At 40.3% G+C, this 20,916-nt stretch carries 23 protein-coding genes; 13 read left to right on the top strand and 10 right to left on the bottom strand.

What is annotated here, in order from left to right; translation table 11 throughout:
* Genes UNSWCS_RS05575 through ychF form a run of 3 tightly spaced genes read left to right on the top strand, consistent with a single transcriptional unit; the run spans nucleotide 1 to nucleotide 3,141 of the window.
* Entirely contained in the window at nucleotides 1–606 is a 606-nt protein-coding gene (locus UNSWCS_RS05575; protein ID WP_021087666.1) for a DedA family protein, read from the top strand.
* Complete coding sequence (locus UNSWCS_RS05570; protein WP_021087699.1) at nucleotides 587–2,038, top strand: leucyl aminopeptidase; 1,452 nt, start codon at nucleotides 587–589, stop codon at nucleotides 2,036–2,038. The genes UNSWCS_RS05575 and UNSWCS_RS05570 overlap by 20 nt, the downstream gene beginning before the upstream one ends.
* Nucleotides 2,038–3,141 carry a redox-regulated ATPase YchF gene (gene ychF / locus UNSWCS_RS05565; RefSeq protein ID WP_021087662.1) on the top strand — a complete coding sequence of 368 codons (1,104 nt, stop codon included), beginning with the start codon at nucleotides 2,038–2,040 and terminating at the stop codon, nucleotides 3,139–3,141. The genes UNSWCS_RS05570 and ychF overlap by 1 nt, the downstream gene beginning before the upstream one ends.
* Before the next feature lie 36 nt (nucleotides 3,142–3,177).
* On the opposite strand, the gene UNSWCS_RS05560 is transcribed toward ychF, so the two are convergent.
* From UNSWCS_RS05560 to mscL, 6 genes are all read right to left on the bottom strand, one after another.
* A complete protein-coding gene (locus UNSWCS_RS05560) occupies nucleotides 3,178–3,975 on the bottom strand; it encodes a phosphatidylserine decarboxylase (RefSeq protein ID WP_021087683.1) in 798 nt (265 codons plus the stop codon).
* Between the two features lies 1 nt (nucleotide 3,976).
* The gene (locus UNSWCS_RS05555; RefSeq protein WP_235044388.1) at nucleotides 3,977–4,948 is read right to left on the bottom strand and encodes a metallophosphoesterase; all 972 of its coding nucleotides are present in this window, start codon (nucleotides 4,946–4,948) and stop codon (nucleotides 3,977–3,979) included.
* 360 nt (nucleotides 4,949–5,308) lie between these two features.
* Nucleotides 5,309–6,676 carry a multiheme c-type cytochrome gene (locus tag UNSWCS_RS05550; RefSeq protein ID WP_021087681.1) on the bottom strand — a complete coding sequence of 456 codons (1,368 nt, stop codon included), beginning with the start codon at nucleotides 6,674–6,676 and terminating at the stop codon, nucleotides 5,309–5,311.
* A gap of 9 nt (nucleotides 6,677–6,685) precedes the next feature.
* Complete coding sequence (locus UNSWCS_RS05545; protein ID WP_009294580.1) at nucleotides 6,686–7,258, bottom strand: cytochrome c3 family protein; 573 nt, start codon at nucleotides 7,256–7,258, stop codon at nucleotides 6,686–6,688.
* A gap of 120 nt (nucleotides 7,259–7,378) precedes the next feature.
* Nucleotides 7,379–8,017 (bottom strand): Crp/Fnr family transcriptional regulator, encoded by a 639-nt coding sequence (locus UNSWCS_RS05540; protein ID WP_021087701.1) that lies wholly within the window; start codon nucleotides 8,015–8,017, stop codon nucleotides 7,379–7,381.
* 99 nt (nucleotides 8,018–8,116) lie between these two features.
* Nucleotides 8,117–8,524: a large-conductance mechanosensitive channel protein MscL gene (mscL, locus tag UNSWCS_RS05535; protein WP_002940088.1), complete on the bottom strand. Its 408-nt coding sequence runs from the start codon at nucleotides 8,522–8,524 to the stop codon at nucleotides 8,117–8,119.
* 146 nt (nucleotides 8,525–8,670) lie between these two features.
* Here mscL and gltX point away from each other — a divergent pair, with 146 nt between their 5' ends.
* Genes gltX through UNSWCS_RS05520 form a run of 3 tightly spaced genes read left to right on the top strand, consistent with a single transcriptional unit; the run spans nucleotide 8,671 to nucleotide 11,883 of the window.
* A complete protein-coding gene (gltX, locus tag UNSWCS_RS05530) occupies nucleotides 8,671–9,966 on the top strand; it encodes a glutamate--tRNA ligase (protein ID WP_021087655.1) in 1,296 nt (431 codons plus the stop codon).
* A gap of 8 nt (nucleotides 9,967–9,974) precedes the next feature.
* Nucleotides 9,975–10,268, top strand: coding sequence for a YggT family protein (locus UNSWCS_RS05525; RefSeq protein WP_021087693.1), 294 nt, complete (start codon nucleotides 9,975–9,977; stop codon nucleotides 10,266–10,268).
* Nucleotides 10,246–11,883 carry a lytic transglycosylase domain-containing protein gene (locus UNSWCS_RS05520; RefSeq protein ID WP_021087688.1) on the top strand — a complete coding sequence of 546 codons (1,638 nt, stop codon included), beginning with the start codon at nucleotides 10,246–10,248 and terminating at the stop codon, nucleotides 11,881–11,883. The genes UNSWCS_RS05525 and UNSWCS_RS05520 overlap by 23 nt, the downstream gene beginning before the upstream one ends.
* On the opposite strand, the gene UNSWCS_RS05515 is transcribed toward UNSWCS_RS05520, so the two are convergent.
* Complete coding sequence (locus UNSWCS_RS05515; RefSeq protein ID WP_035143569.1) at nucleotides 11,804–12,283, bottom strand: hypothetical protein; 480 nt, start codon at nucleotides 12,281–12,283, stop codon at nucleotides 11,804–11,806. The two genes, UNSWCS_RS05520 and UNSWCS_RS05515, sit on opposite strands and share 80 nt — an antisense overlap.
* 120 nt (nucleotides 12,284–12,403) lie before the next feature.
* On the opposite strand from UNSWCS_RS05515, the gene mobB reads away from it, so the two are divergent.
* From mobB to UNSWCS_RS05490, 5 genes are read left to right on the top strand one after another with little or no spacing between them, the layout of a single operon-like run.
* Nucleotides 12,404–12,883 (top strand): molybdopterin-guanine dinucleotide biosynthesis protein B, encoded by a 480-nt coding sequence (mobB, locus tag UNSWCS_RS05510; protein WP_021087700.1) that lies wholly within the window; start codon nucleotides 12,404–12,406, stop codon nucleotides 12,881–12,883.
* Nucleotides 12,883–13,746 (top strand): class 1 fructose-bisphosphatase, encoded by an 864-nt coding sequence (locus UNSWCS_RS05505; RefSeq protein WP_021087703.1) that lies wholly within the window; start codon nucleotides 12,883–12,885, stop codon nucleotides 13,744–13,746. Before mobB ends, UNSWCS_RS05505 begins: the two co-directional genes overlap by 1 nt.
* Nucleotides 13,746–13,964: a hypothetical protein gene (locus UNSWCS_RS05500; protein ID WP_002940116.1), complete on the top strand. Its 219-nt coding sequence runs from the start codon at nucleotides 13,746–13,748 to the stop codon at nucleotides 13,962–13,964. Before UNSWCS_RS05505 ends, UNSWCS_RS05500 begins: the two co-directional genes overlap by 1 nt.
* 15 nt (nucleotides 13,965–13,979) lie before the next feature.
* Nucleotides 13,980–15,902, top strand: a complete 1,923-nt coding sequence (metG, locus tag UNSWCS_RS05495; RefSeq protein ID WP_021087695.1) for a methionine--tRNA ligase — start codon at nucleotides 13,980–13,982, stop codon at nucleotides 15,900–15,902.
* Nucleotides 15,903–16,880: a hypothetical protein gene (locus tag UNSWCS_RS05490; protein WP_021087667.1), complete on the top strand. Its 978-nt coding sequence runs from the start codon at nucleotides 15,903–15,905 to the stop codon at nucleotides 16,878–16,880.
* 33 nt (nucleotides 16,881–16,913) lie between these two features.
* Here the strand turns inward: UNSWCS_RS05490 and hcp are convergent, their stop codons facing one another.
* Nucleotides 16,914–18,242 carry a hydroxylamine reductase gene (gene hcp / locus UNSWCS_RS05485; RefSeq protein WP_021087657.1) on the bottom strand — a complete coding sequence of 443 codons (1,329 nt, stop codon included), beginning with the start codon at nucleotides 18,240–18,242 and terminating at the stop codon, nucleotides 16,914–16,916.
* Nucleotides 18,243–18,531: 289 nt separating this feature from the next.
* Here hcp and UNSWCS_RS05480 point away from each other — a divergent pair, with 289 nt between their 5' ends.
* Nucleotides 18,532–19,107, top strand: a complete 576-nt coding sequence (locus UNSWCS_RS05480; RefSeq protein ID WP_021087696.1) for a hypothetical protein — start codon at nucleotides 18,532–18,534, stop codon at nucleotides 19,105–19,107.
* Nucleotides 19,108–19,163: 56 nt separating this feature from the next.
* Here UNSWCS_RS05480 and queC read toward each other — a convergent pair whose 3' ends face one another.
* Nucleotides 19,164–19,862 (bottom strand): 7-cyano-7-deazaguanine synthase QueC, encoded by a 699-nt coding sequence (queC, locus tag UNSWCS_RS05475; RefSeq protein ID WP_021087656.1) that lies wholly within the window; start codon nucleotides 19,860–19,862, stop codon nucleotides 19,164–19,166.
* Between the two features lie 24 nt (nucleotides 19,863–19,886).
* Between queC and ybeY the strand changes: the two genes are divergently transcribed.
* Nucleotides 19,887–20,324 (top strand): rRNA maturation RNase YbeY, encoded by a 438-nt coding sequence (ybeY, locus tag UNSWCS_RS05470; RefSeq protein WP_021087687.1) that lies wholly within the window; start codon nucleotides 19,887–19,889, stop codon nucleotides 20,322–20,324.
* 13 nt (nucleotides 20,325–20,337) lie between these two features.
* Here ybeY and UNSWCS_RS05465 read toward each other — a convergent pair whose 3' ends face one another.
* Nucleotides 20,338–20,892, bottom strand: a complete 555-nt coding sequence (locus UNSWCS_RS05465) for a DUF1523 family protein (RefSeq protein ID WP_021087684.1) — start codon at nucleotides 20,890–20,892, stop codon at nucleotides 20,338–20,340.
* Between the last annotated feature and the right edge of the window lie 24 nt (nucleotides 20,893–20,916).

Below are 20,916 nucleotides of genomic sequence, written 5' to 3'. Positions count from 1 at the left end.
ATGGAAGAGTTTTTTATAGAACTGCTTAAAGAGTACGGCTACATCATACTTTTTGTCTGGTGTATCATGGAGGGCGAAATGGCCTTAATAATGGCTGGAATTCTTGCTCACACCACGCACATACACATCGCACTTGCTATTTTTGTGGCTGGACTTGGAGGCTTTGTGGGAGATCAAATTTACTTCTACCTTGGCCGTTATAATAAAAAATACATCGCAAAAAGGCTTCACACGCAGCGGAGAAAATTTGCAGTGGCGCACATAATGCTGAAAAAATACGGCTGGCCGATCATCTTTTTGCAACGCTATATGTATGGTTTTCGTGTCATCATACCGCTTTGCATAGGGCTTACCGGCTATGACGCCAAAAAATACGCCTTTATAAATTTAATCAGCGCTTGGTGCTGGGCGGCGATCACCACCATACCTGCTTGGATACTTGGCGAGCATATATTAGTGCTGCTTCAAAAAGCAAAAGAGCACTGGTACGTCGCTATCCCAGTGGTTGCCATATTTATGGGACTTTTGATATATACATTTAAGCGCATCGAAAATAAAATTTTAAACGAAAGGAGAGATAGAAGACATGCAGTTTCAAATAGTTGATAAAAAATTAAAAGATATAAAAGCTGATATTGAACTAATTTTCGTAGTAGATAAGGACTTAAAACATAAATTTATAGGCGATAAAGAGGCTATTAAATTTAACAATTACAAAGGCGATAGCGTCCTCATCCTAAGCGAGGCAAAAAGAGCTTACGTGCCACTTTCTAAGCTTGATCTTGATGAGCTTAGAGTTGCGGCAGCTAAAGCTTACAACGCACTAAAGTCACTTAACATCAAGAGCATAAAGCTAGCTTCTTACGTAGCGGAGTGTCAAAAACTAAGTTTTGAAGCGCTAGCCGAGGGCTTTTTACTTGGGAGCTATGAATTTAACAAATATAAAGAGAAAAAAGAGAAATACACCATTAAAGAGGTCATCTTTGCCACTGAAGAATTTGCTGGCAAAAAGGTCGATCTAAAGGCAGCAAACGAGGGCTTTAAAGAGGCGGAGATAATAGCAAGTGCTACAAATTTCACAAAAGATATCGTAAATGAAATCCCAGAAATTTACACACCGCAAAAGATGGCGCAGGACGCTTTAAATTTAGCCAAAAACATCGCCAGCATAAAGTGCGAGGTCTATGACGAGAAATTTCTAGCTAAAGAGAATATGAACGCATTTTTGGCGGTGAACCGCGCAAGCGTGCATAAACCAAGGCTCATCCACCTAACCTATAAGCCTAAAAAGTCTAAAAAACGCATCATCTTTGTTGGTAAAGGCCTAACATACGATAGCGGTGGCCTTAGCTTAAAGCCGGCTGATTATATGCTAACTATGAAATCAGACAAAAGCGGTGCAGCAGCAGCACTTGGCATCATAAAAGGTGCAGCAGAGCTAAATTTACCATTTGAAATTCACGCCATTTTGGGTGCTACTGAAAATATGATCGGCGGCAACGCTTATAAGCCAGACGACGTGCTAATTTCAAGAAGCGGCGTTAGCATAGAGGTTAGAAACACCGACGCAGAGGGACGTTTGGTGCTGGCTGACTGCCTAAGCTACGCGCAGGACTTTAAACCAGACATCCTAATCGACATGGCAACCCTAACTGGCGCTTGCGTCGTGGGACTTGGCGAATACACAACAGGCATCATGGGCAACAGCGAGAGCTTAAAAAGTGAGTTTAAAAACAAGATAAAAGATAGCGGCGAGCTAGCGACTACGCTTGATTTTAACCCTTATCTTAGCGAGCTTATCAAAAGCCAGATCGCAGACGTTAGCAACTGCGCCTCAAGCAGATATGGCGGCGCGATCACAGCTGGCATGTTTTTGGCTAAATTTATCAAAGATGAGTATAAAGATAAGTGGCTACACCTTGATATCGCAGGCCCAGCATACCGTGAAAAGGCTTGGGGATACAACCAAGCAGGTGCGAGTGGGGCTGGCGTGAGAATGAATTTATACTTTTTACAAGCACTTAGCAAGGAGAATTGATGGGACTTTCAGTTGGAATAGTAGGCCTACCAAATGTGGGCAAATCAACGACATTTAACGCACTTACAAAGGCGCAAAATGCCGAGAGCGCGAACTATCCGTTTTGCACTATCGAGCCAAACAAAGCCATCGTGCCAGTGCCTGATAAACGCCTAAATGAGCTTGCAAAGATAGTTAGTCCTAATAAAATTCAATACTCAACCATCGAATTCGTCGATATCGCAGGCCTTGTAAAAGGGGCAAGCTCTGGCGAGGGACTTGGCAATAAATTTTTATCAAACATCAGAGAGACCGAGCTTATTTTGCATATCGTTCGCTGCTTTGAGGATGAGAACATCACTCACGTCGAGGGCAGCGTCGATCCAGTAAGAGACATCGAGATCATCCAAACCGAGCTGATACTAGCTGACATCGAGCAGCTAAACAAAAAGATAGAAAAGCTCACAAGAGAGGCAAAAGCAAATGCAAAAGGCGCAAAAGAAGCGCTTGAGATAGCAAATTTGCTTCTGGCTCACCTAAATGAGGGCAAAAGTGCAAGCAGCTTTGAGCAAAGAGATAGTGAGGCATTTTTGGCGCTAAACAAAGAGCTAAGACTTCTAAGCGCAAAAGAGGTAGTTTATGGCGCAAACGTCGATGAAGAGGGGCTTAGCGAAGATAATAAATTTGTAAAAGCGCTAAAAGAGTATGCTAAGGCCTCAGACCACGAGGTGATCAAGCTTTGCGCCAAGGTCGAAGAGGAGCTAATAGGCCTAAGCGATGAGGAGGCTCACGAGTTTTTGGCATCTCTTGGCACGAGTGAGAGCGGCCTTGAAAAGATCATCAAAACGTCTTTTGCTAAGCTAAATTTGATAAGCTATTTCACTGCTGGCGTCGTAGAAGTAAGGGCTTGGACGATCACAAAAGGCTGGAAAGCGCCAAAAGCAGCAAGCGTCATCCACAACGATTTTGAGAGAGGCTTTATCAGAGCTGAAGTGATAAGCTATGACGACTACATCGCACATGGCGGCGAAAACGGAGCTAAAGAGGCTGGCAAGATGAGACTTGAGGGCAAAGACTACATCGTGCAAGATGGCGACGTGATGCACTTTAGGTTTAATGTCTAAATTCTACAAGGTTTTTACCTTGTAGAATTCTTCTAATTACTCTTTTATCCTACCGATAGCTTCAGCAAATTTTAGCTCTTTGTTTTCAAAGAGGTTGTACTCGATCGCATCTTTTTCGCTAAGTATGACAATGGTTGAGCCAAGCTCGAAATTTCCGAGGCGCTCACCCTTTTTGATATATAAATTTTCATACTCATAAATTTGCGTAAAATTTGCCATAGCATTTGTTTGAATGCGCTCATCAAAGCTAAATTTTATCTTGCCAACGTTTAAGGCACCTACAAAGACTAGCCAAAGTTTTTTACCATTTTTCATCTCACAAAGTAGCGCCACACGCTCGTTTTTAGTATAAAGGCTATCGACCTTACCAAGCCATTTTACTGCCACACTGTAAAGCTTACCAGGGATATAGACCGCTTTTTTTATCATAATGTCGCAAGGTGCATGATAGTGGTGGTAGTCTTTTGGGCTAAGATAGATGTTGGCAAAGTCAAACTCGCCATCAAGCTCGCCCTGCCCCAAAAGCTCCTTCACACCGTAGTTCATGCCTTTTATGCTAAAAGCTTCTAGCTCTTTTGTAGTGCCAAAGCTAAGGCAAGTGCCATCAACCGGACTTATAAATATCTCATCTGCTGCGTCAAATTCTCTTGGCTTCAAAAGCTCTCTGGTGAAAAGTTCGTTTAAATTTTTATACTCATTTGATGGCTTAAACTCGCTCATGTCGATCTTAAATAGCTTTACATAAAAGGAGTTGATAAGCTCTTGAAGCGGTTTGAAAAAGTTTATTTTTGCAACCTTGCCAAAAATTTGAGAAAAGAGATTGTCCTTGTTCATTTTAGTCCTTGCTTAAATTTAAAATAGCGATCTCACTAGGAGCAAATATCCTAACTGGAGGCCCCCAAAATCCTGCGCCGCTACTAACATAAGCTTGCATTTTATCATTAATCTTATAAAGCCCATGTAAAAAACCTTGATCCAGCAAAACTAGGATACTAAAAGGGAAAATTTGTCCAGCATGCGTGTGACCACAAAGGACTAGATCGACATCTTTTTGCATAGTTTTTATAAATTTTGGCTGATGAGAGAGTAGGATGGTCGGTAGATCTGGGTCGCATCCTGCTAGCGCTTCATCTAAATTTGGCTCTAGATTTTTAAATCTTATGCCAGCTAGATCATAGACCCCTGCTAAATTTATACCAGCTATTTTTTCATTTTTATTGCCAAGCACCCTAATGCCTAGAGCGCGAATTTTTTCTAATATCCCATCAACTCCGTGGTAGTATTCGTGATTGCCGGGGACATAAAAGGTGCCATAGGTGCTTTTAAGGTTTTTTAATGGATCTAAAAAATCGCCTACAAGCTCAGCTCTCATATCAACTAAGTCGCCAACTATCACCACTAGGTCTGGTCTAGCTAAATTTATCTCTTTTACAAGCTCAGCCACAAAGTCCTTTTGCAAAAACTCACCAATATGCACATCTGTTATCATGGCTATTTTTAGATCATTTTGTAAATTTTTTATTTTTATACCAATTTGTCTAATTTTTGGCGGAGTAAGTGCGTTAAAAATTCCTTTTAAAAAGCAAGCAACTATAAAAACAACAAATGTCACATCAAAGCAAAATTTAATAAATTTTCGTCTTGTGGGATTAAAATGCGCTTTTGAACAAATGGATCTAACAACATCATAAAACAAACTAACGCCAAATAAAAATAGTGAAAAACCAATGAGCGTCCCTGCTATCAGATATAGCTCTATATTTAAGAAAGAAAACCTTAGTTGAAGAACAAATACAAACTCAAGCACACTAATAATGTATAAGAATATGCGAATTTTTTTAAGATGTGGAGTAAAAAAAGATACCTTTTTTATAAAACGTTTATATGAGTATAAATTTGTAAAAACACTAAAGATAAATGCCCCAATAATAATCCGAAAAAGTCCCAAAATATCTCCTTGAAAACAAGGATTATATTTTATATTTTTAAATTTACATTATAAATTTTATTAATTATTTAGAACAATTTGTAGTGCTAAGCCGTATGATTTTATAATTTAAATTTACAAAAATAATTATTAAAAGATATTTGCCTTAGGATAATAACTAAAAGATAAAATTTGGAATTTAAAAATAAAAAGGTGGGAAAACTCCCACCTTAAAAAAGATTACTGGACTTTGCCAGATTCAATTCTTTCTTTATAGATTTTGCGAAGTTTTCTAATGTCGTTCTTAACTTCGAATACACCGTGCCAGTGTGAGTAGTCAGGACCACCCATTAGAGCGCCTTGTCTCATACGACGACCTTCATGGTGCCACATATGATAGTAGACATCTTGGAATTCATCTGACCAAGCATCTTCTAGTAGTAGGTTTTTAGCTTTCAACTCTTCAAGCATCTTAGTTGCTTCAGCGCTATAAACGTTATAAAGCTCTACTTGTTTATCACCCATAATGAAGAAGTTATCTGTGTGAGTTGTAGAGTGGCAAGCTTTACAAACTAGTTTCATCTCAGCTCTTGCTGCTTCTGGTCCATTTGGATGACCTGCAAGTGGCGTTCCTATGGTTAGTTTGCCAGTTTTTTCGTAAACAACAGCAGCTTGTTCATCACCAGCTGTTCTTAGCTTACTGCTGATGCCCCATAGGTTCCATTTTAGTCTTCTTGAAACGTTGTGAGTTGTTGTTGTTTCACCAACACCACTCATGTGGCAAGCTGCACAAGTTGGAGCTCTAAAGTCTGGTACATCCCATGTATCAGGAGCAGCATCAAAGTTCCATTTGTGAGCTTCACTGTTATAGATATGTCCGTGCATTGAGTTGTTAAAGATCTCAATATCTGGGTGATCAGGTCCAAGGTGGCAAGATGCACAAGCAGCTGGTTTTCTAGCTTCAGCTACGCTAAATGTGTGCGCGCTGTGACATGATTTACAGTTACCTACGCCACCATCTGGATAAACATTGCCTATACCATAGTTTGGCCAAGTCTCTTTTGTAGGTTTGTGATCAGCGTCTAGTTTGATGACGGTTCCGTGGCACTGAGAACAACCAGTGGCATCTGGAGCCATTTTAAAGTCAGGATGATCTGCTCCCTCATAGTGATACATTAGTTTCACCATTGCAGGATTAGCATACATTTGCATAGCAGCTCTTGCGTGACCGCTCTTTACTAGTTCATCAACTTCGTTTTCGTGGCACTTAGCACAAGTTTTTGGGCTAACTAGCATTGAAACATGGTTGTTAGAATCTTTTGGATGCACCTTAACTGAAGCCATAGGATTATCTGCATTTACAGAGTGGCAATCCATACAACTTACGCCAACGTGAGCGTGGCGACTATTTTTCCAATCGGCAACTATGCCGGGTGTCTCTTTAGCGTGGCACTCAACACAGCTTTTTGATAAGTCTGACATTTTGTGAGCAACTTTAATGTTTTTTACAACATTAAGGTTTAAAGCGTCAGATTTATTTGCATCCATGTTTGCGGCAAAGCCAAAAGACATTAGACAGGCTAATAACATTAGCGACTTTTTAAACATCTCTCCTCCTTACTTGGTTTTATTGTTTTCTTGTTTTTTAATTGCTTCAAATTTATCGATTTGTAGTCCTAAATTCTTGTGACCAACATGCTCGTGGCAGTCAACACATGATTTCTTATTAGGATTTCCAAGAACGAAATAATCTCTATGTGGCAAGAATGATTTACCAGCTTGAATAACATTTTTTAAATTTGAGTGACAAGTTAAACACCCACTATCATAGACAAAGTGAGATGCGTGCTCGCGTTTTTTACGCCAGTCGATCTTGTCTGTATCTGTAAAAAATGTCTTATAGCCATCATTTATCGATACTTTAAGTTTTGTAAGTACATAGGTATAGGCACTTGTATGGTTTAGGTGACAGGCTGAACATTCAGCTTTTATGCCAAGCTTGTTATTGCCGCCGTGTACATCTTCATGATATGCAGCATTCATAGGATCCATCGTGTGACAAATGGTACAGATGTAGCCACTACCAGTCGCGTGAAGTGCATCAGCTATGCCCATAGAAGCGATAAGGCCGATTACGATGCCTATTATCACAGATGACCAAACAAAAAATTTCTTCTTAACTTCAGCCAAAATTTCCTCCTGAATTTATCAATATATCGTAAATTTTTACGAAAATTTTAGACGAATATTATCCAAAAATATATAAATTTTTTCTTTAAGTAAATGAATATATTTATTTGATATTAACTTTCAATAAGAATAAATTTCTTGTAGCCCACCTACATTTTTTTCCAAAATTTGGTTCTTCTCATCAAGTTTGACTAAACCATTTGTTTTAAATTTATTTAAAATTCTCGAAAAAGTTTCTGGAGTCATATTGAGTATTGATGAAATTTTTGTATGCTTTAGCTCATTAAATAGATCTTCATGATTTAAAATGAACCTAGCCACCTTCTCTTCGGAGCTTAGTATTAGTTCTTGGTGGAGTAAATTTGTAGTTATTCTTATCTTTTGAGCCATTGATTTTAGAAATTTCATGCAAATTTCTGGCTTTGTTAAAAATTGTGCTTCAAATTTTTCATAATTTATCTTTAAAACCTCGCCAGAGATCGTAAAAATGGCACTTGCTGGATAAGGGATATTTTCAAAATTTACAACTTCAGCTACAAAATTCATAGGTGCAAGCTGATGGATAAAAATTTCCTTGCCATTTGCCGTAGTTTTATAAAGCTTAACTGAGCCAGTTATCAAAAACGTAAGCCACTTTGGCTCCTCGCCCTCTATAAATAAAAACTCGCCTTTTTTGTATTTTTTAACAACGCTTATTGCTTCAAGTTTGGCTAGGTCCTCTGCGTCAAGGCCTTGAAAAAATGGGATTTGTTCTATCATATTTTACTCGCTTTTAAGATGAAAAAGCATTTTAGCATAAAAAATAGGACAAAATTTAACGGATTTCAAAGGGAGCTTTCTCCCTTATGATTAAAAAATTTATTTTTTTAGAAGATCTCTGATCTCAGTAAGAAGTGCTATATCAGCTGGAGTTTCAGGCTCTGCAGGAGCTGCCTCTTCTTTTTTTGGTAGTTTATTTTTAAGTGTATTTAAAGCTTTGATGACGCAAAAGATACAAAACGCAATGATTAAGAAATCAACCATTGTTTGTATAAATGAGCCATAGTTTATCGTAACAGCTGGCGCACCCTCTGCTGCTTCTTTTAGCGTTAGCTTAAGATCAGTGAAATTTACACCGCCTGTTATAGCGCCAACAACTGGCATGATAATATCACCAACTAGTGATGAGACAATCTTTCCAAATGCTCCACCGATAACAACACCAACTGCCATATCTATGACATTTCCGCGCATCGCAAATTCTTTAAATTCGCTGATAAAACTCATTCTTTCTCCTATAAATAGTTAAATTTTCGTGCGGATTTTATAAAAACTATGCTTTGCTTAGCCTAAAAATTTAAAATTACATAACTTTAAATTTATCAAGCTAGTGTTATAATCCAAACTTCAAATTTAACGTAAGGAATGAGCTTATGTATCGTTTTGCACCCTCTCCAACAGGAGATATGCACATAGGAAATTTACGTGCTGCTATTTTCAACTATATTTGTTCTTTGCAAGATAAAAGTGGCTTTATTTTACGCATAGAAGATACCGACAAAGAGCGAAATATCGAGGGAAAAGAGAAAGATATCTTAGAAATTTTGAGCAAATTTGGCATAAAACCAGAGCAAATTTACATCCAAAGTGAAAATTTAAAATTCCACAGACAGCTTGCATCAAAGCTTCTCATCGATAAAAAGGCCTTTGCTTGCTTTTGCACCGAAGAAGAGCTTGAAGCAAAAAAACAAAAAGCAAAAGAGCAAGGCGTGGCATATAGATATGACGGCACCTGCGAGAGACTAAGCGACGCTGAAGTTTTAAACTGCGAAAAGCCATTTGTCATCCGCATGAAAAAACCAACATGCACGATGAGCTTTACAGATGCGATCAAAGGCGAGCTAAGCTTCGAGCCAGACGCTATTGATAGCTTTGTCATCATGAGAGCAGACAAAACACCAACTTACAACTTCGCCTGCGCGGTTGATGATATGCTTGAGGGCGTGACCTTTGTCATACGCGGCGAGGATCACGTGAGCAACACGCCTAAGCAAGACCTCATACGCGAGGGCCTTGGCTACACTGGCAAGATGAACTACGCACATTTGCCTATCCTTTTAAATATAGAGGGTAAAAAAATGAGCAAACGCGAGAACGAATCAAGCGTAAAATGGCTCTTTGAGCAGGGATTTTTACCTGAGGCGATCGCAAACTATCTGATACTTCTTGGCAACAAAACTCCAACTGAAATTTTTACGATCGAAGATGCAGTGAAGTGGTTTGATATAACCAAAATTTCACGCTCACCTGCTAGATTTGACGTGAAAAAACTTGAGCAGATAAATAGAGAACACATCAAGCTTGCTTCAAAAGAGCGCATAAAAGAGATATTTGGCGTGGATGAGAGCAAGGTTGAGTTAGTTAAATTTTATACTCAAGAGAGCTCACTAGTGCCTGAGATAAAGGCAAAAGTAGAGGCTATATATTCGCCAAAAATAGCTCCAGATGAGTACAAGAGCGAATTTGAGATCATAAAAGAAGCAGCTCGTACTTTAAAAGCATGCGAAACATTTGATGAGTTTAAAAAAGAGCTTATGGCTGCTACAAATTTAAAAGGCAAAAACTTTTTTATGCCGCTACGTGCGCTGCTTACAAACGACCTTCACGGCCCTGAGCTAAGCGAGCTCTACCCGCTCATCAAAGATGATCTAGCGAAAATTTTAATCTAGGAGCAAAAATGATACTTTCGACACTATTTACAGCGATCGCAAACATCTTAAACATCATAGTCACTGTCTATACGTGGATCATCATCGCAGCAGCGCTTGTTAGCTGGGTTAAGCCTGATCCTAGCTCGCCGGTCGTGCAGCTACTTTATAGGCTTACTGATCCTGTTTATAGCTTCATCAGACGCTACATCAAAACAGAATTTAACGGCATCGACTTTGCCCCGCTCATCGTGCTTTTGGCACTTCAATTTTTAAGTCAATTTCTAATAAGGCTTTTGTTTGTTTTTGCTGCGTCTCTTTAGTATCATCTCTTTAGCCTGCGTCGCTCTTTTAGCTAAAATTTATACCTACGAAGAGCTAAAAAACGAGCCAAAAAGCCTTGCAAAAGACTACTACATAAACCGCCTCATAAACGAAGGTAGCTACACAAAGGAGCAGATAGTTGAGCTTTCACGCGACGTTTTTAGAAAAAGTGGCTTAGTTCAAAAATCAATCAATAAAATTTTGCCGCCAAAATCAGCTCCTAGCAAATGCCCTGGCATAAACGCAAGCAATATCACAACTGCTAGCTTGGCTTGCCAAAATTTACTAACAACGATGAGCTTTTCTCTAAAGCTTGATAGCAAAACTCGTGAAATTTTAGCGGCAAATCTTGCAAGCACAAATCCAGAAAAAGCTAGGATTTTACGCACTTTAAACGAGCCAAACCCGGCTCTAAGCTTTGCAAATGTAAATGATACAAAGAGCTTTTTAGAGCTTTTTAATGCCTCAAACCCGCAAAGCAAAAGCGCTCTTTTTAGCACAAATTTTGAAGCAAATTTTATGAACAAGCTCTACTTGCAAAAGGGCTTTACAAATTTACTAAACGATGTAGTTTTTAATAAAAAATATGAAGGCTTTAGAAGAAATTTACTTAGCATAGATCCAGCTGTAACTGAAAAAAGCGACGCATTTACACTTGGACTAAACGCCATCTTGCTTGGTCAAAATGACGTTGCTTTTAGCTTTTTCACAAGAGCTAAAAACACCTTTGATAGGGCTTGGCAAAGAGACAATGCCACATTTTGGCAGTATGAACTAAGCGGCGATGAGAGTTTTTTAAAAGAGCTAAGTGCTAGCAAAGATGCAAATATCTACTCACTTTACGCAAGAGATTTGGTCGGTGGTGAGCCACTTGAGGTGATCGTGCCAAGACCTAGCAAGCAAAATATCGAAAATTTTGATGTGAGCGATCCATTTTTATGGAACAAAACCGCTGCTCTTGCAAAGGATATGAACGCCACACAAGCAAGCGAATTTGCGATGAAATTTTACACAAACGAGAGCATCGGCGCATACGCATACTTCATGCAAAAGGCGCATGGCTGGGAGAAGCAGTACTTTTTGATGCCAAGCTCACCAGAGCTTGAGGGCATCAGCACTGAGCGAAAGTCGATGATCTACGCACTTGCTAGACAAGAGAGCCTCTTTATCCCAAGCGTGGTTTCTACCTCATACGCCCTTGGTATGATGCAGTTTATGCCATTTCTTGCAAATGCGATCGGTAAAAAAGAGCTAAAAATTCCAAATTTTGACCAAGACGATCTTTTTAAAACCGATGTCGCCTTTAAATTTGCAAATCACCACCTAAACTACCTTGATAAATTTCTTTACCATCCGCTCTTTACAGCCTACGCGTATAACGGCGGTATCGGCTTTACCAAAAAAGTCATCACAAGAGATGATATGTTTAAAGAAGGTAAATTTGAGCCATTTTTATCGATCGAGCTAGTCCCAGTGGCTGAGACTAGAAACTACGGCAAGAAGGTGCTTGCAAACTACGTGATCTATATGGCGCTTAATGGTTCCAGTATAAAGATTTCGCAACTTTTCGAAAATTTAACAAAACCGGCTTTGACTGATAAATTTCGAAACTAAGCGCGAGATCGTCGCTTTGCTTACTTGGTGCGGTCACTTCATAATAGACCGCCCAAGGCATAGAAAATCCAGCAAATTTAAGCATCTCGTCACTTTCATCAAGCAGCCTTGCATTTGTGGCATTTGAGTCACCATTTACCTTTATATTGCTCAAATTTTGCGCATGCTCTTTTGGGTTTATGGCTACTAAAAAGTGCTCTTTGTTCTCGTCTAAATTTGAGTTATATATAGGATTTAGATAGGTTGCGATTATGAGCGTTCTATCGGTGCCATCTATGATCTCACTCTTGCTTGTGTAGGCTAAAAGCTCATTTTTTAGTGGCTCATGCACGATCACTTTTTGATCAGCACAACCAAATATCATCAAAACAAATATAAAAAATAGTGTAAATTTTCTCATAAAAACTCTTAAAACATTAAATTTTCTCGCATTTTAGCATTTTATTTTTTAAATTTCACTCATAAATTTTAAAGCCAATATGAGCTATAATCGCAAGAAATTTTAACCAAAAAGGCTCTTATGAAAAGACTTGCCATTGCTTTTTCTGGCCCTTCAAATAGCGGAAAAACGACGCTTATCTTAAAAGTCGCAAAAAAATTTATAGATGACGGGCTAAAGGTCGTTGTGGTCAAGCACGACCCAGGCGACAAGGCCAAATTTGACGTTGAAGGCAAGGATAGCTTTAAATTTTCTCAGGCAGGAGCTGACGTAGTTGTGATGAGTCCGACTAGAACGACTTATTTTTCACAAAGCTCGCAAGGCATAGACGAGGTCATAAGGATGATCGGCGAGTTTGATATGCTCCTAGTCGAGGGGCTAAAGACGCTACCACTGCCAAGACTAAGCGTCTTTAGAGGCGAGATCGATGAAGCATATCTTAGCTTTTCAGACGCGATCGCCACTTATAAAGAGCAGATCCCCTACGAGATCACAAATATAAATTTAGACGATATAGACGCCATTTGTGCGTGGATAATCAAAAATACAAAGGCTGTATAATGCAAGAACTAAACCAAATTTTTAACACCATAAAAGATATCGCAAAAGAGATAAGCGAGGTCATAAAATACGCCGATCTTGGCTACACAACTCACGAAAACGCAACTGGCGACACCCAGCTAAAGCTTGATGTAAAAAGCGACGAGATCATCACGGCTAAATTTAAGCAGCTTTCATGCGTAAAAGCGCTAATTAGCGAAGAGAAAGAGGACGAGCTTGAGATAAATAAAAATGCTAAATTTATCATCGCTTACGATCCACTTGATGGCTCAAGCTTAGTTGATGTAAATTTCGCCGTTGGCTCGATCTTTGGTATCTACGAAGACGAGGTAAAACCAGAAAATTTAATAGCCGCAGCTTACAGCATCTATGGTCCAAGACTTGAGCTAGTAATTGCTGAGAAAAAAGGCGCTTTGCCTAAATTTTATAGGCTTGGCAAAAATGGCGAGTTTAAATTTGTAAAAGAGCTTGAGCTAAAAGAAAAAGGCAAGCTAAACGCCACAGGAGCTACGCAAAAAGGCTGGAGCCAAACGCATAGAAATTTTATAAACGAGCTATTTAACGAGGGCTACAGGCTAAGATACTCAGGTGCGATGGTAAGCGACTTGCATCAAATTTTACTAAAAGGCGGCGGTCTTTTTAGCTACCCAGCAACGAGCGATCATCCAAATGGCAAGCTAAGGGTTGTCTTTGAGGTGTTGCCATTTGCCTTTATATATGAAAACGCAAAGGGCGCAACCTCAAACGGCAAAAATCAAACACTTTTTGATATAAAAATAGAAAAAATTCACCAAACTACGCCATGCTTCTTTGGCTCACGTGATGAAATTTCACTTTTGCATAAATTTTACGAGCAAAAATAATGCAAGAAGCACAAGCAAACGAGCCACTTGACGCATTTGAACTAGCCCTAAAACAAAAGGCTAAAATCATGCAAGAGTGCCAAGAGCAAAAAGGTCGCAAAAGCTGTTTTAACTGCGAGGCATTTTTTGACTGCGAGACGAGGATAGAGTATGTAAATAGCTGCTACAACTCGATGTCAAAAGGCAACACCGGCAGTGACGGCGGATTTGATTTTTAAATTTAAAGGAAAAATATGAAAGAAAAAGCTTATATAACTACTCCGATTTATTACGTAAATGACGTGCCACACATCGGTCACGCCTACACGACTATCATCGCTGACACACTTGCTAGATTTAACCGCTTGCAAGGCAAAGAGACCTACTTCATGACTGGCACAGACGAGCATGGTCAAAAGATCGAGCAAGCAGCTCGCGCTAGAGGCAAAACGCCAAAAGAATACGCTGATGAGATCAGTGCGAAATTTAGATCTCTTTGGGACGAATTTGAGATAAGCTACGACCACTTCATAAGAACAACCGACGAAGAGCACAAGCAAACCGTGCAAAATGTCTTTGAAAAGATGCAAGCAAACGGCGACATCTACAAGGGCGAGTACGAGGGCTTTTACTGCGTTAGCTGCGAGACATTTTTCAACCAAAGAGACCTGCTTGAGGACAACCGCTGTCCAGACTGCGGCCGTGTAACATCTTTGGTTAAAGAAGAGAGCTACTTTTTCAAGCTTTCAAAATATGAAGACGCACTTTTAAAATGGTATGAAAACGACGAGCTTTGCGTCATCCCAAAGGGCAAGAAAAACGAGGTCGTAAGCTTTGTAAAAGGCGGACTAAAAGATCTCTCAGTCACAAGAACGAGCTTTGACTGGGGTATAAAGCTACCAAAGAGTGCAAATGACGACAAGCACGTTATGTACGTCTGGCTTGACGCACTCATAAACTACCTAACAACTCTAGGATACTCAAGAGATAACGCTAGAATGGACCTTTGGCCGCATACGACGCATATCGTCGGTAAGGATATCTTGCGCTTTCACGCAGTTTATTGGCCAGCATTTTTGATGAGCCTTGGCTTGCCACTGCCAAAACACGTCGCAGCGCACGGCTGGTGGACGATAGATGGCGAAAAGATGAGCAAAAGCAAGGGCAACGTCATAAACCCAAGAGAGGTCGCAAACGCTTATGGGCTTGAAAATTTCAGATACTTTTTGCTTAGAGAGGTGCCGTTTGGACAAGATGGCGACTACAGCCAAAAGGCTTTGATCGAGCGCATAAACTCAGAGCTTGGCAACGGACTTGGCAACCTGCTAAGCCGCATAGTGGGCATGAGTGCAAAGTATAGCGACTATAAGATCGACTCAAAAGACGTGGTCAAATTTCACAAAGCCGAGCTTGATGAGGCAAAAGGCTATCTTGATGAGGCTATAAAAAATTTAGAAAATTTAGCTACAAACCGCTATTTAGAAGATCTTTGGAAGGTTGTAACTCTGGCAAACGCAGCCGTTGCGAAGTATGAGCCATGGTCGCTTGTAAAAGCTGGCAAAAGTGACGAAGCAAACGCACTTGTGGCGCTTTGCGCAAATTTACTTGCAAAAGTGGCGATACTGCTTAGCCCAGCTATGCCAAAAACTTGCGCTAAGATAGCTGATACGCTTGGCTTTAGCATAGATACGGCTTCTTACGAAGGTCTTGTTTTGAAAAATGAAATTTCAAATTTTGTGGCAAAAGCTACTGAGCCACTTTTCCCAAGGATAGAAAAAGAGCTAATGGGCGAGGCAAGCGAGCCAAAAGTAGAGGCAAAAGCTGAGCCAAAAGAGGAGAAAAAAGAAGAAGGTATCATTAGTATCGATGACTTTGCCAAAATAGTGATAAAAGTGGGCGAAGTGCTCGAGTGCGAGAGGGTTGAGGGCAGTGAGAAGCTACTTAAATTTAAGATAGATCTTGGCGAGGAGCAGCCACGTCAAATTTTATCAGGCATCGCCAAATACTACGAGCCTAGCTCGCTTGTGGGCAAGCAAGTTTGCGTTTTAGCAAATTTAAAAGAGCGAACAATGATGAAAAAATATGTCTCACAAGGCATGATCCTAAGCGCATCAGACGGCTCACTAATGCTTCTTGGCACGCAGGGCAAGGTCAAAAACGGCGCGATCGTTGGCTAAATGACGATAGAAAATTTAACCCACATAATAAATGGGCAAATTTTAAACAACCCAAGCATCTCAAGCGTGACTAGCTTCGCGTTTGAGGCCAAAAATATAAAACGAGGCTACGCTCTCATCGCCACGCAAAGCGATCAGATCGCATCTGCGATAAAGCAAGGCGCCTACGCTATCATTAGCGAAGAAGATATCACGCCAAGCGACGATGAGATAGCCTTTATCAAGGTAGCAAGCCTGCAAACGGCTATCATCAAGCTCATGCGCTTTGAAGCGATCCACAAAAATATCAAATTTTGCGCGGTCAATCCCTTCATAAAAGCGCTTTTAGAGAAGTCGCACCTCGAAAAAAACGCCCACGTCATACCTGAAAATTTAACCGAGCTTTTTTATAAAATTTTTCATGCAAATTTGTTTGACACATTTTTTAGCGACGATACGAGGATACTTCAAAGGCTCTCGCTACTTTACGAGACAGCCTGGACTGACACAAACATAAGCGTGCTAAATCCAAGTTCGATCTTCTTTACAACGCTCATTTACGATGACAAATACTATCAAAATTTATCAATCCCTAGAGTTTTTGCTGGTATGTTTTGCGGACTTCTTGGCTATCTTAAGAAAAACAATATCGGCTTTAAAGTGACAGAGAACAGGATTTCATCGCACTTTGACCCAGTCTTTATCGACAAAGACTTTAAGCCAGTTGGCTTTGGTAGCAGTTTTAGAGCGGTGATAGCTGAAGAAGACGAGGAGCTTTTTTTGACTGAAAGTATATTTCTAAGGCGAAATTTCAGCGAGAGCGAGCTTAAATTTTGCCTGCCAAAAGATAGCACGCTAAAGGTTGAAAACGCTATTTTTTATGAAAATTTAGACGAGATAAAGAAGCTACAAAATTTCGTCTACGCCCTCGTGCTTTGCAAAAAAGAAGAACTACTTGATAGCCTTAGCCAAAGCAAAGAGCAAGGCGGACTCTTTTAAATTTAGAGCCAGAGCCTAAGCCCTGGCAGTTTTTTACTCACCTAAGAAGTATTTTAGATCAGCCTGCGCGTCGCCGCTAATTGGTCTAACGTTAAATTTATCTACTAAGAAATTTATGATCTCTTCATTGAAAAATTTAGGCAAGCTAGGTCCTACATTGATATTTTTGATACCAAGGCTAAATAGCGCTAGCAAGATGATGACCGCTTTTTGCTCCATCCACATTAGCACGATAGAAACTGGTAGGTCATTTACTGCGATGCCTGTTGCCTCGCTTAGTGCTAGAGCGATCTTAACCGCGCCGTTGCTGTCGTTGCACTGGCCAAGGTCGATGTAGCGTGGTAACTCGGTGCCTGGGACGTTGCCAAAGTCGATGTCGTTAAATCTAAATTTGCCACAGCTTGAAGTAAGTATCACGCAGTCTTTTGGAAGGCTAGCAGCTAGCTCTCTATAGTACTCACGTCCCTTGCCAGGCGCGTCACAGCCGGCGATCACGAAAAATCTGCGGATCTTGCCAGTGTTTATCGCGTCTAAAATTTGTGGGGCTAAAGTTAAGATAGTCTTGTAGTGGCCGCCAGTTACTAGGCTCTCGTCGCTATCAAAGCCGCTAACGTCGCCACAAGCTAGTGCGCACTCGATAAGTGGTGTGAAGTCGTCGTTTTCGATGTGTTTTACGCCGTTTGTGCCTGCAATCGAGTAGCCAAATAGCCTGTCAGCGTATGTGCAGTTTGAGCGTAGTGGCACGATGCAGTTTGTTGTCATTAGTATCGCGCCCTTAAATTCGTTAAATAGCTTAGTTTGGTCAAACCACGCCTTGCCGACGTTGCCTTTTAGGTGGCTATACTTGCGTAGTTCTGGGTATCCGTGAGCTGGAAGCATCTCTGAGTGAGTGTAGATGTTGATGCCTTTATCTTTTGTCGCCTCAAGTAGCGCTTTTAGAGCGTGCAAGTTGTGGCCACTTACTAAGATCGCCTTGCCCTCGACCTTGTTTTGGCTCACTCTAACTGGTGTTGGGATGCCAAATTTAGCTGTGTGAGCCTCGCTTAGCAGGTTCATCACCTCAACGCCAGCACCGCCTACTTCAAGAAGCTGCTTGATGTGCTCGTCGAAGTTGAAATTTGAGTTTGTAAGCGTGAAATAAAGCGTATCAGCCATAACGCGATCAACGTTGCTAGTATCAGCGCCAAGCTCGTGTGCGTGGTGGCGGTATGCGCTAAGGCCTTTTAAGCCAAAAACCATCGTATCTTGCAAAAGCGCTAGCGTGTCACTCTTGCCACAGGTACCCATAGGCTGACCCTTTGCACCGCATCCATCCTCAGCGCTCATCTCGCACTGATGGCAAAACATCTTCATATCTTTCATCGTCTCTCCTTTTAAATTTAAAAATTTAAGCGGATTCTATCCTAGGTGGCTAGCCATTTTGGTTGATAGCAGTCAAGAAAAGTTAAATTTAAATTTTAGTTATTAAATTTAAGATTTTATGATTATGGATATCAAAATATAAATTTGAAATCTAGCACAAAGAGTTAATAAAATTTACAAAAAAACGATTTACATTTGAAATTTATTTAAAAGGATGAAAATAAAAAATTTATTACTAGTGGTATTTGCCGCTTTTATGCTTTGCGGCTGCGCTCCAAAGGGGATATTTGTGAGTTTACCAGACGAGCAAGCACCTTCAAGCATTAGCAAAAAGACAAAAATTTACATCGAAAGCGTCAAGGATGTGAGAGCCTTTGAAAACGACCCAAAACAAGCAAGCACCCCATCTTTATATAAGCACAATGTAAATGAAGTTAGCGCAAAAGATAAGCAAAAATACATCGGCAGAACCAGAAGCAGCTATGGCAAGGGGCTATGGAACGTCATTTTAGAAAATAAGCAAAGAACAACTAGCGTAGTAAGGGCGCGCATCGAGGATGCCTTTAGAAGCAACGGCTACCAGGTCATAAAAAATGAAAACGAAGTAGATAAGGATACGATAAGCGTCAATGCAAAGATAGAAAAACTTTGGACTTACTTAACGCTTGGTGCGGTAAAAGTTGGTCTAAATACCGATATAAGCACCACTTTAAGCGTAAATAACAAGGAGCTAAGCACGGTTGTAAAACGCAAAGAGGAGTATCTTTTAGTAAATCAAAACGACTATGCAAATATCATCAAAAGCTCTTTGGCTGAATACAAAGAGAAGCTTGCAAAACAGATAAGCGAGCTAAATTTAGAGTAAATTTTAGGCTAGCTACTAAATTTATAGTAGTTAGCTTTTAAATTTCAAGGCAAATTTCACTTTTTATAAGGGATTTTATCAACGGCGTTTGCTTTTTTAAAGCCATTTAGCCTTAGCCTACAGCTATCACAAAGCCCGCACGCCTCGTCCTCGCTCTCGTAGCAGCTCCATGTAAGCTCTATTGGTGAATTAAGCTCAAGCGACTTTGAGACGATATCAGCCTTGCTTAAATTTACAAGCGGTGTGACGATCTCGCAAGAAAAATCAGCCGACGTGCCTAAATTTATCGCCTCATTTATGCTTTTTATAAAGCTCTCTTTGCAGTCAGGATACCCAGAGCTATCCTCCTCGACCACGCCTATGTAGATCGCCTGCGCTCCTTCTTTTTCAGCAAGTGCTGCGGCGATTGAGATAAATACGCCATTTCTAAACGGCACGTAGGTGTTTGGCACGTCCTTGCTAACGCCATCTTTTCTTATCTGCAGGCTCTTATCCGTTAGCGAATTTCCGCCTATTTGAGCGATGAAGCTAACGTCTAAATTTATCTTTTTGACCACGCCAAGTCGCTCACAGATCTCGTCAAACGCGCGCTTTTCTCGCTTCATTGTTCTTTGATTATAGTCAAAATGAAGTGCGACCACATCATATCCAGCCCTCTTTGCCATCACAGCGCAAAGCGTGCTATCCATGCCACCGCTCATTATACAAACTGCTTTTTTCATATTTTGCCCTTTAAATTTGCTAAAATTATACAAAAATTTACTAAGGACAAGCCAAAAATGATACTTTGCGAAGAGAGTTATCCAGAAATTTTAGATCAAATTTGCTCATATCTAACGCCTGGAGAAGTTGAGCTTTTATTTATCAATAAAGATGAGATGAGAGAGCTAAACAGATCTGAGCGCGGTATAGATAAAACCACTGACGTCTTAAGCTTCCCCCTTGAGCTTGTCATCCACGCCCCACTTGGCTCGGTAGTCATAAACAAAGATATGGTAAAAGAAAAAGCTGCCGAGCTAAATCACAGCGAAGAAGCTGAAACTGCGCTACTTTTTACACATGGCTTGCTGCATATCTTGGGATATGATCACGAAAAGGATGACGGGCAGATGAGGGAGAAAGAGTGCGAAGTGATAGCTAAATTTAACCTGCCAAAGAGCCTAATCGTAAGAAGCGAGGACGTTAGGCTTATTGATCTTATAAACAAAAAGGGCTAATAAAGCCCCTGATTTATACAGCCTCTTTTTTCGTATCTAAATTTTCAGTTTTTGGTGCAAAAGCCTTATTTATCTTTCTTATCCAGATAACAAGCGAGATAAACAAGATGAAGTAAAGCACGTAGCTAGCGATAGGCCAGCTGGTGTTTGTGCCACTATCTTTTATCGAGATCACGTTTCTAAACTCATTTAGCATAGAAATTCTATATCCGTAGTACTTGATAGTGACGTTGTTGTCGCTATTTGCAAAGCCTTGAGCCTTGGCTTGGATGTCGGCTGAGTTAAATTTAAAATAAAATGGAAAGCCCCACGCCGTATCTTCATTTCTATAAGCCATCACCTTTTGGTCATTTTGCGCATCTTTTGCGTAGATAAAATAGACATCTCTAACAGGCCCATCTGCTGGGTTTTTAGCGTCTATTATGCCATCTTTGTCCATGCGTTTTACGTCACCACCAGTTATCTGCACGCTTGCGTAGTGCGGGAATGAATAATCGACCACAAGAGCCAAAAATAGGTGCAAAAGCACTACAAAACTAACGCAAATTCTTTTTATAAATTTGATCATTTCTATCCTTTAAATTTGCGCTAT

Origin of the sequence: Campylobacter concisus UNSWCS, assembly GCF_000466685.1 — a bacterium.
GTDB lineage: Bacteria > Campylobacterota > Campylobacteria > Campylobacterales > Campylobacteraceae > Campylobacter_A > Campylobacter_A concisus_A.
The sequence above is the reverse complement of the archived record's forward strand: the minus strand, read 5'-3'. Positions and strand labels throughout refer to the sequence as shown.

Excerpts from the sequence above, each read along its gene's own strand:
- UNSWCS_RS05575 (WP_021087666.1), top strand. The coding sequence starts at position 1 with ATGGAAGAGTTTTTTATAGAACTGCTTAAAGAGTACGGCTACATCATA.
- UNSWCS_RS05570 (WP_021087699.1), top strand. The coding sequence starts at position 587 with ATGCAGTTTCAAATAGTTGATAAAAAATTAAAAGATATAAAAGCTGAT.
- ychF (WP_021087662.1), top strand. The coding sequence starts at position 2,038 with ATGGGACTTTCAGTTGGAATAGTAGGCCTACCAAATGTGGGCAAATCA.
- UNSWCS_RS05560 (WP_021087683.1), bottom strand. The coding sequence starts at position 3,975 with ATGAACAAGGACAATCTCTTTTCTCAAATTTTTGGCAAGGTTGCAAAA.
- UNSWCS_RS05550 (WP_021087681.1), bottom strand. The coding sequence starts at position 6,676 with ATGTTTAAAAAGTCGCTAATGTTATTAGCCTGTCTAATGTCTTTTGGC.
- UNSWCS_RS05540 (WP_021087701.1), bottom strand. The coding sequence starts at position 8,017 with ATGATAGAACAAATCCCATTTTTTCAAGGCCTTGACGCAGAGGACCTA.
- mscL (WP_002940088.1), bottom strand. The coding sequence starts at position 8,524 with ATGAGTTTTATCAGCGAATTTAAAGAATTTGCGATGCGCGGAAATGTC.
- gltX (WP_021087655.1), top strand. The coding sequence starts at position 8,671 with ATGTATCGTTTTGCACCCTCTCCAACAGGAGATATGCACATAGGAAAT.
- UNSWCS_RS05525 (WP_021087693.1), top strand. The coding sequence starts at position 9,975 with ATGATACTTTCGACACTATTTACAGCGATCGCAAACATCTTAAACATC.
- UNSWCS_RS05515 (WP_035143569.1), bottom strand. The coding sequence starts at position 12,283 with ATGAGAAAATTTACACTATTTTTTATATTTGTTTTGATGATATTTGGT.
- mobB (WP_021087700.1), top strand. The coding sequence starts at position 12,404 with ATGAAAAGACTTGCCATTGCTTTTTCTGGCCCTTCAAATAGCGGAAAA.
- UNSWCS_RS05505 (WP_021087703.1), top strand. The coding sequence starts at position 12,883 with ATGCAAGAACTAAACCAAATTTTTAACACCATAAAAGATATCGCAAAA.
- UNSWCS_RS05500 (WP_002940116.1), top strand. The coding sequence starts at position 13,746 with ATGCAAGAAGCACAAGCAAACGAGCCACTTGACGCATTTGAACTAGCC.
- metG (WP_021087695.1), top strand. The coding sequence starts at position 13,980 with ATGAAAGAAAAAGCTTATATAACTACTCCGATTTATTACGTAAATGAC.
- UNSWCS_RS05490 (WP_021087667.1), top strand. The coding sequence starts at position 15,903 with ATGACGATAGAAAATTTAACCCACATAATAAATGGGCAAATTTTAAAC.
- hcp (WP_021087657.1), bottom strand. The coding sequence starts at position 18,242 with ATGAAAGATATGAAGATGTTTTGCCATCAGTGCGAGATGAGCGCTGAG.
- ybeY (WP_021087687.1), top strand. The coding sequence starts at position 19,887 with ATGATACTTTGCGAAGAGAGTTATCCAGAAATTTTAGATCAAATTTGC.
- UNSWCS_RS05465 (WP_021087684.1), bottom strand. The coding sequence starts at position 20,892 with ATGATCAAATTTATAAAAAGAATTTGCGTTAGTTTTGTAGTGCTTTTG.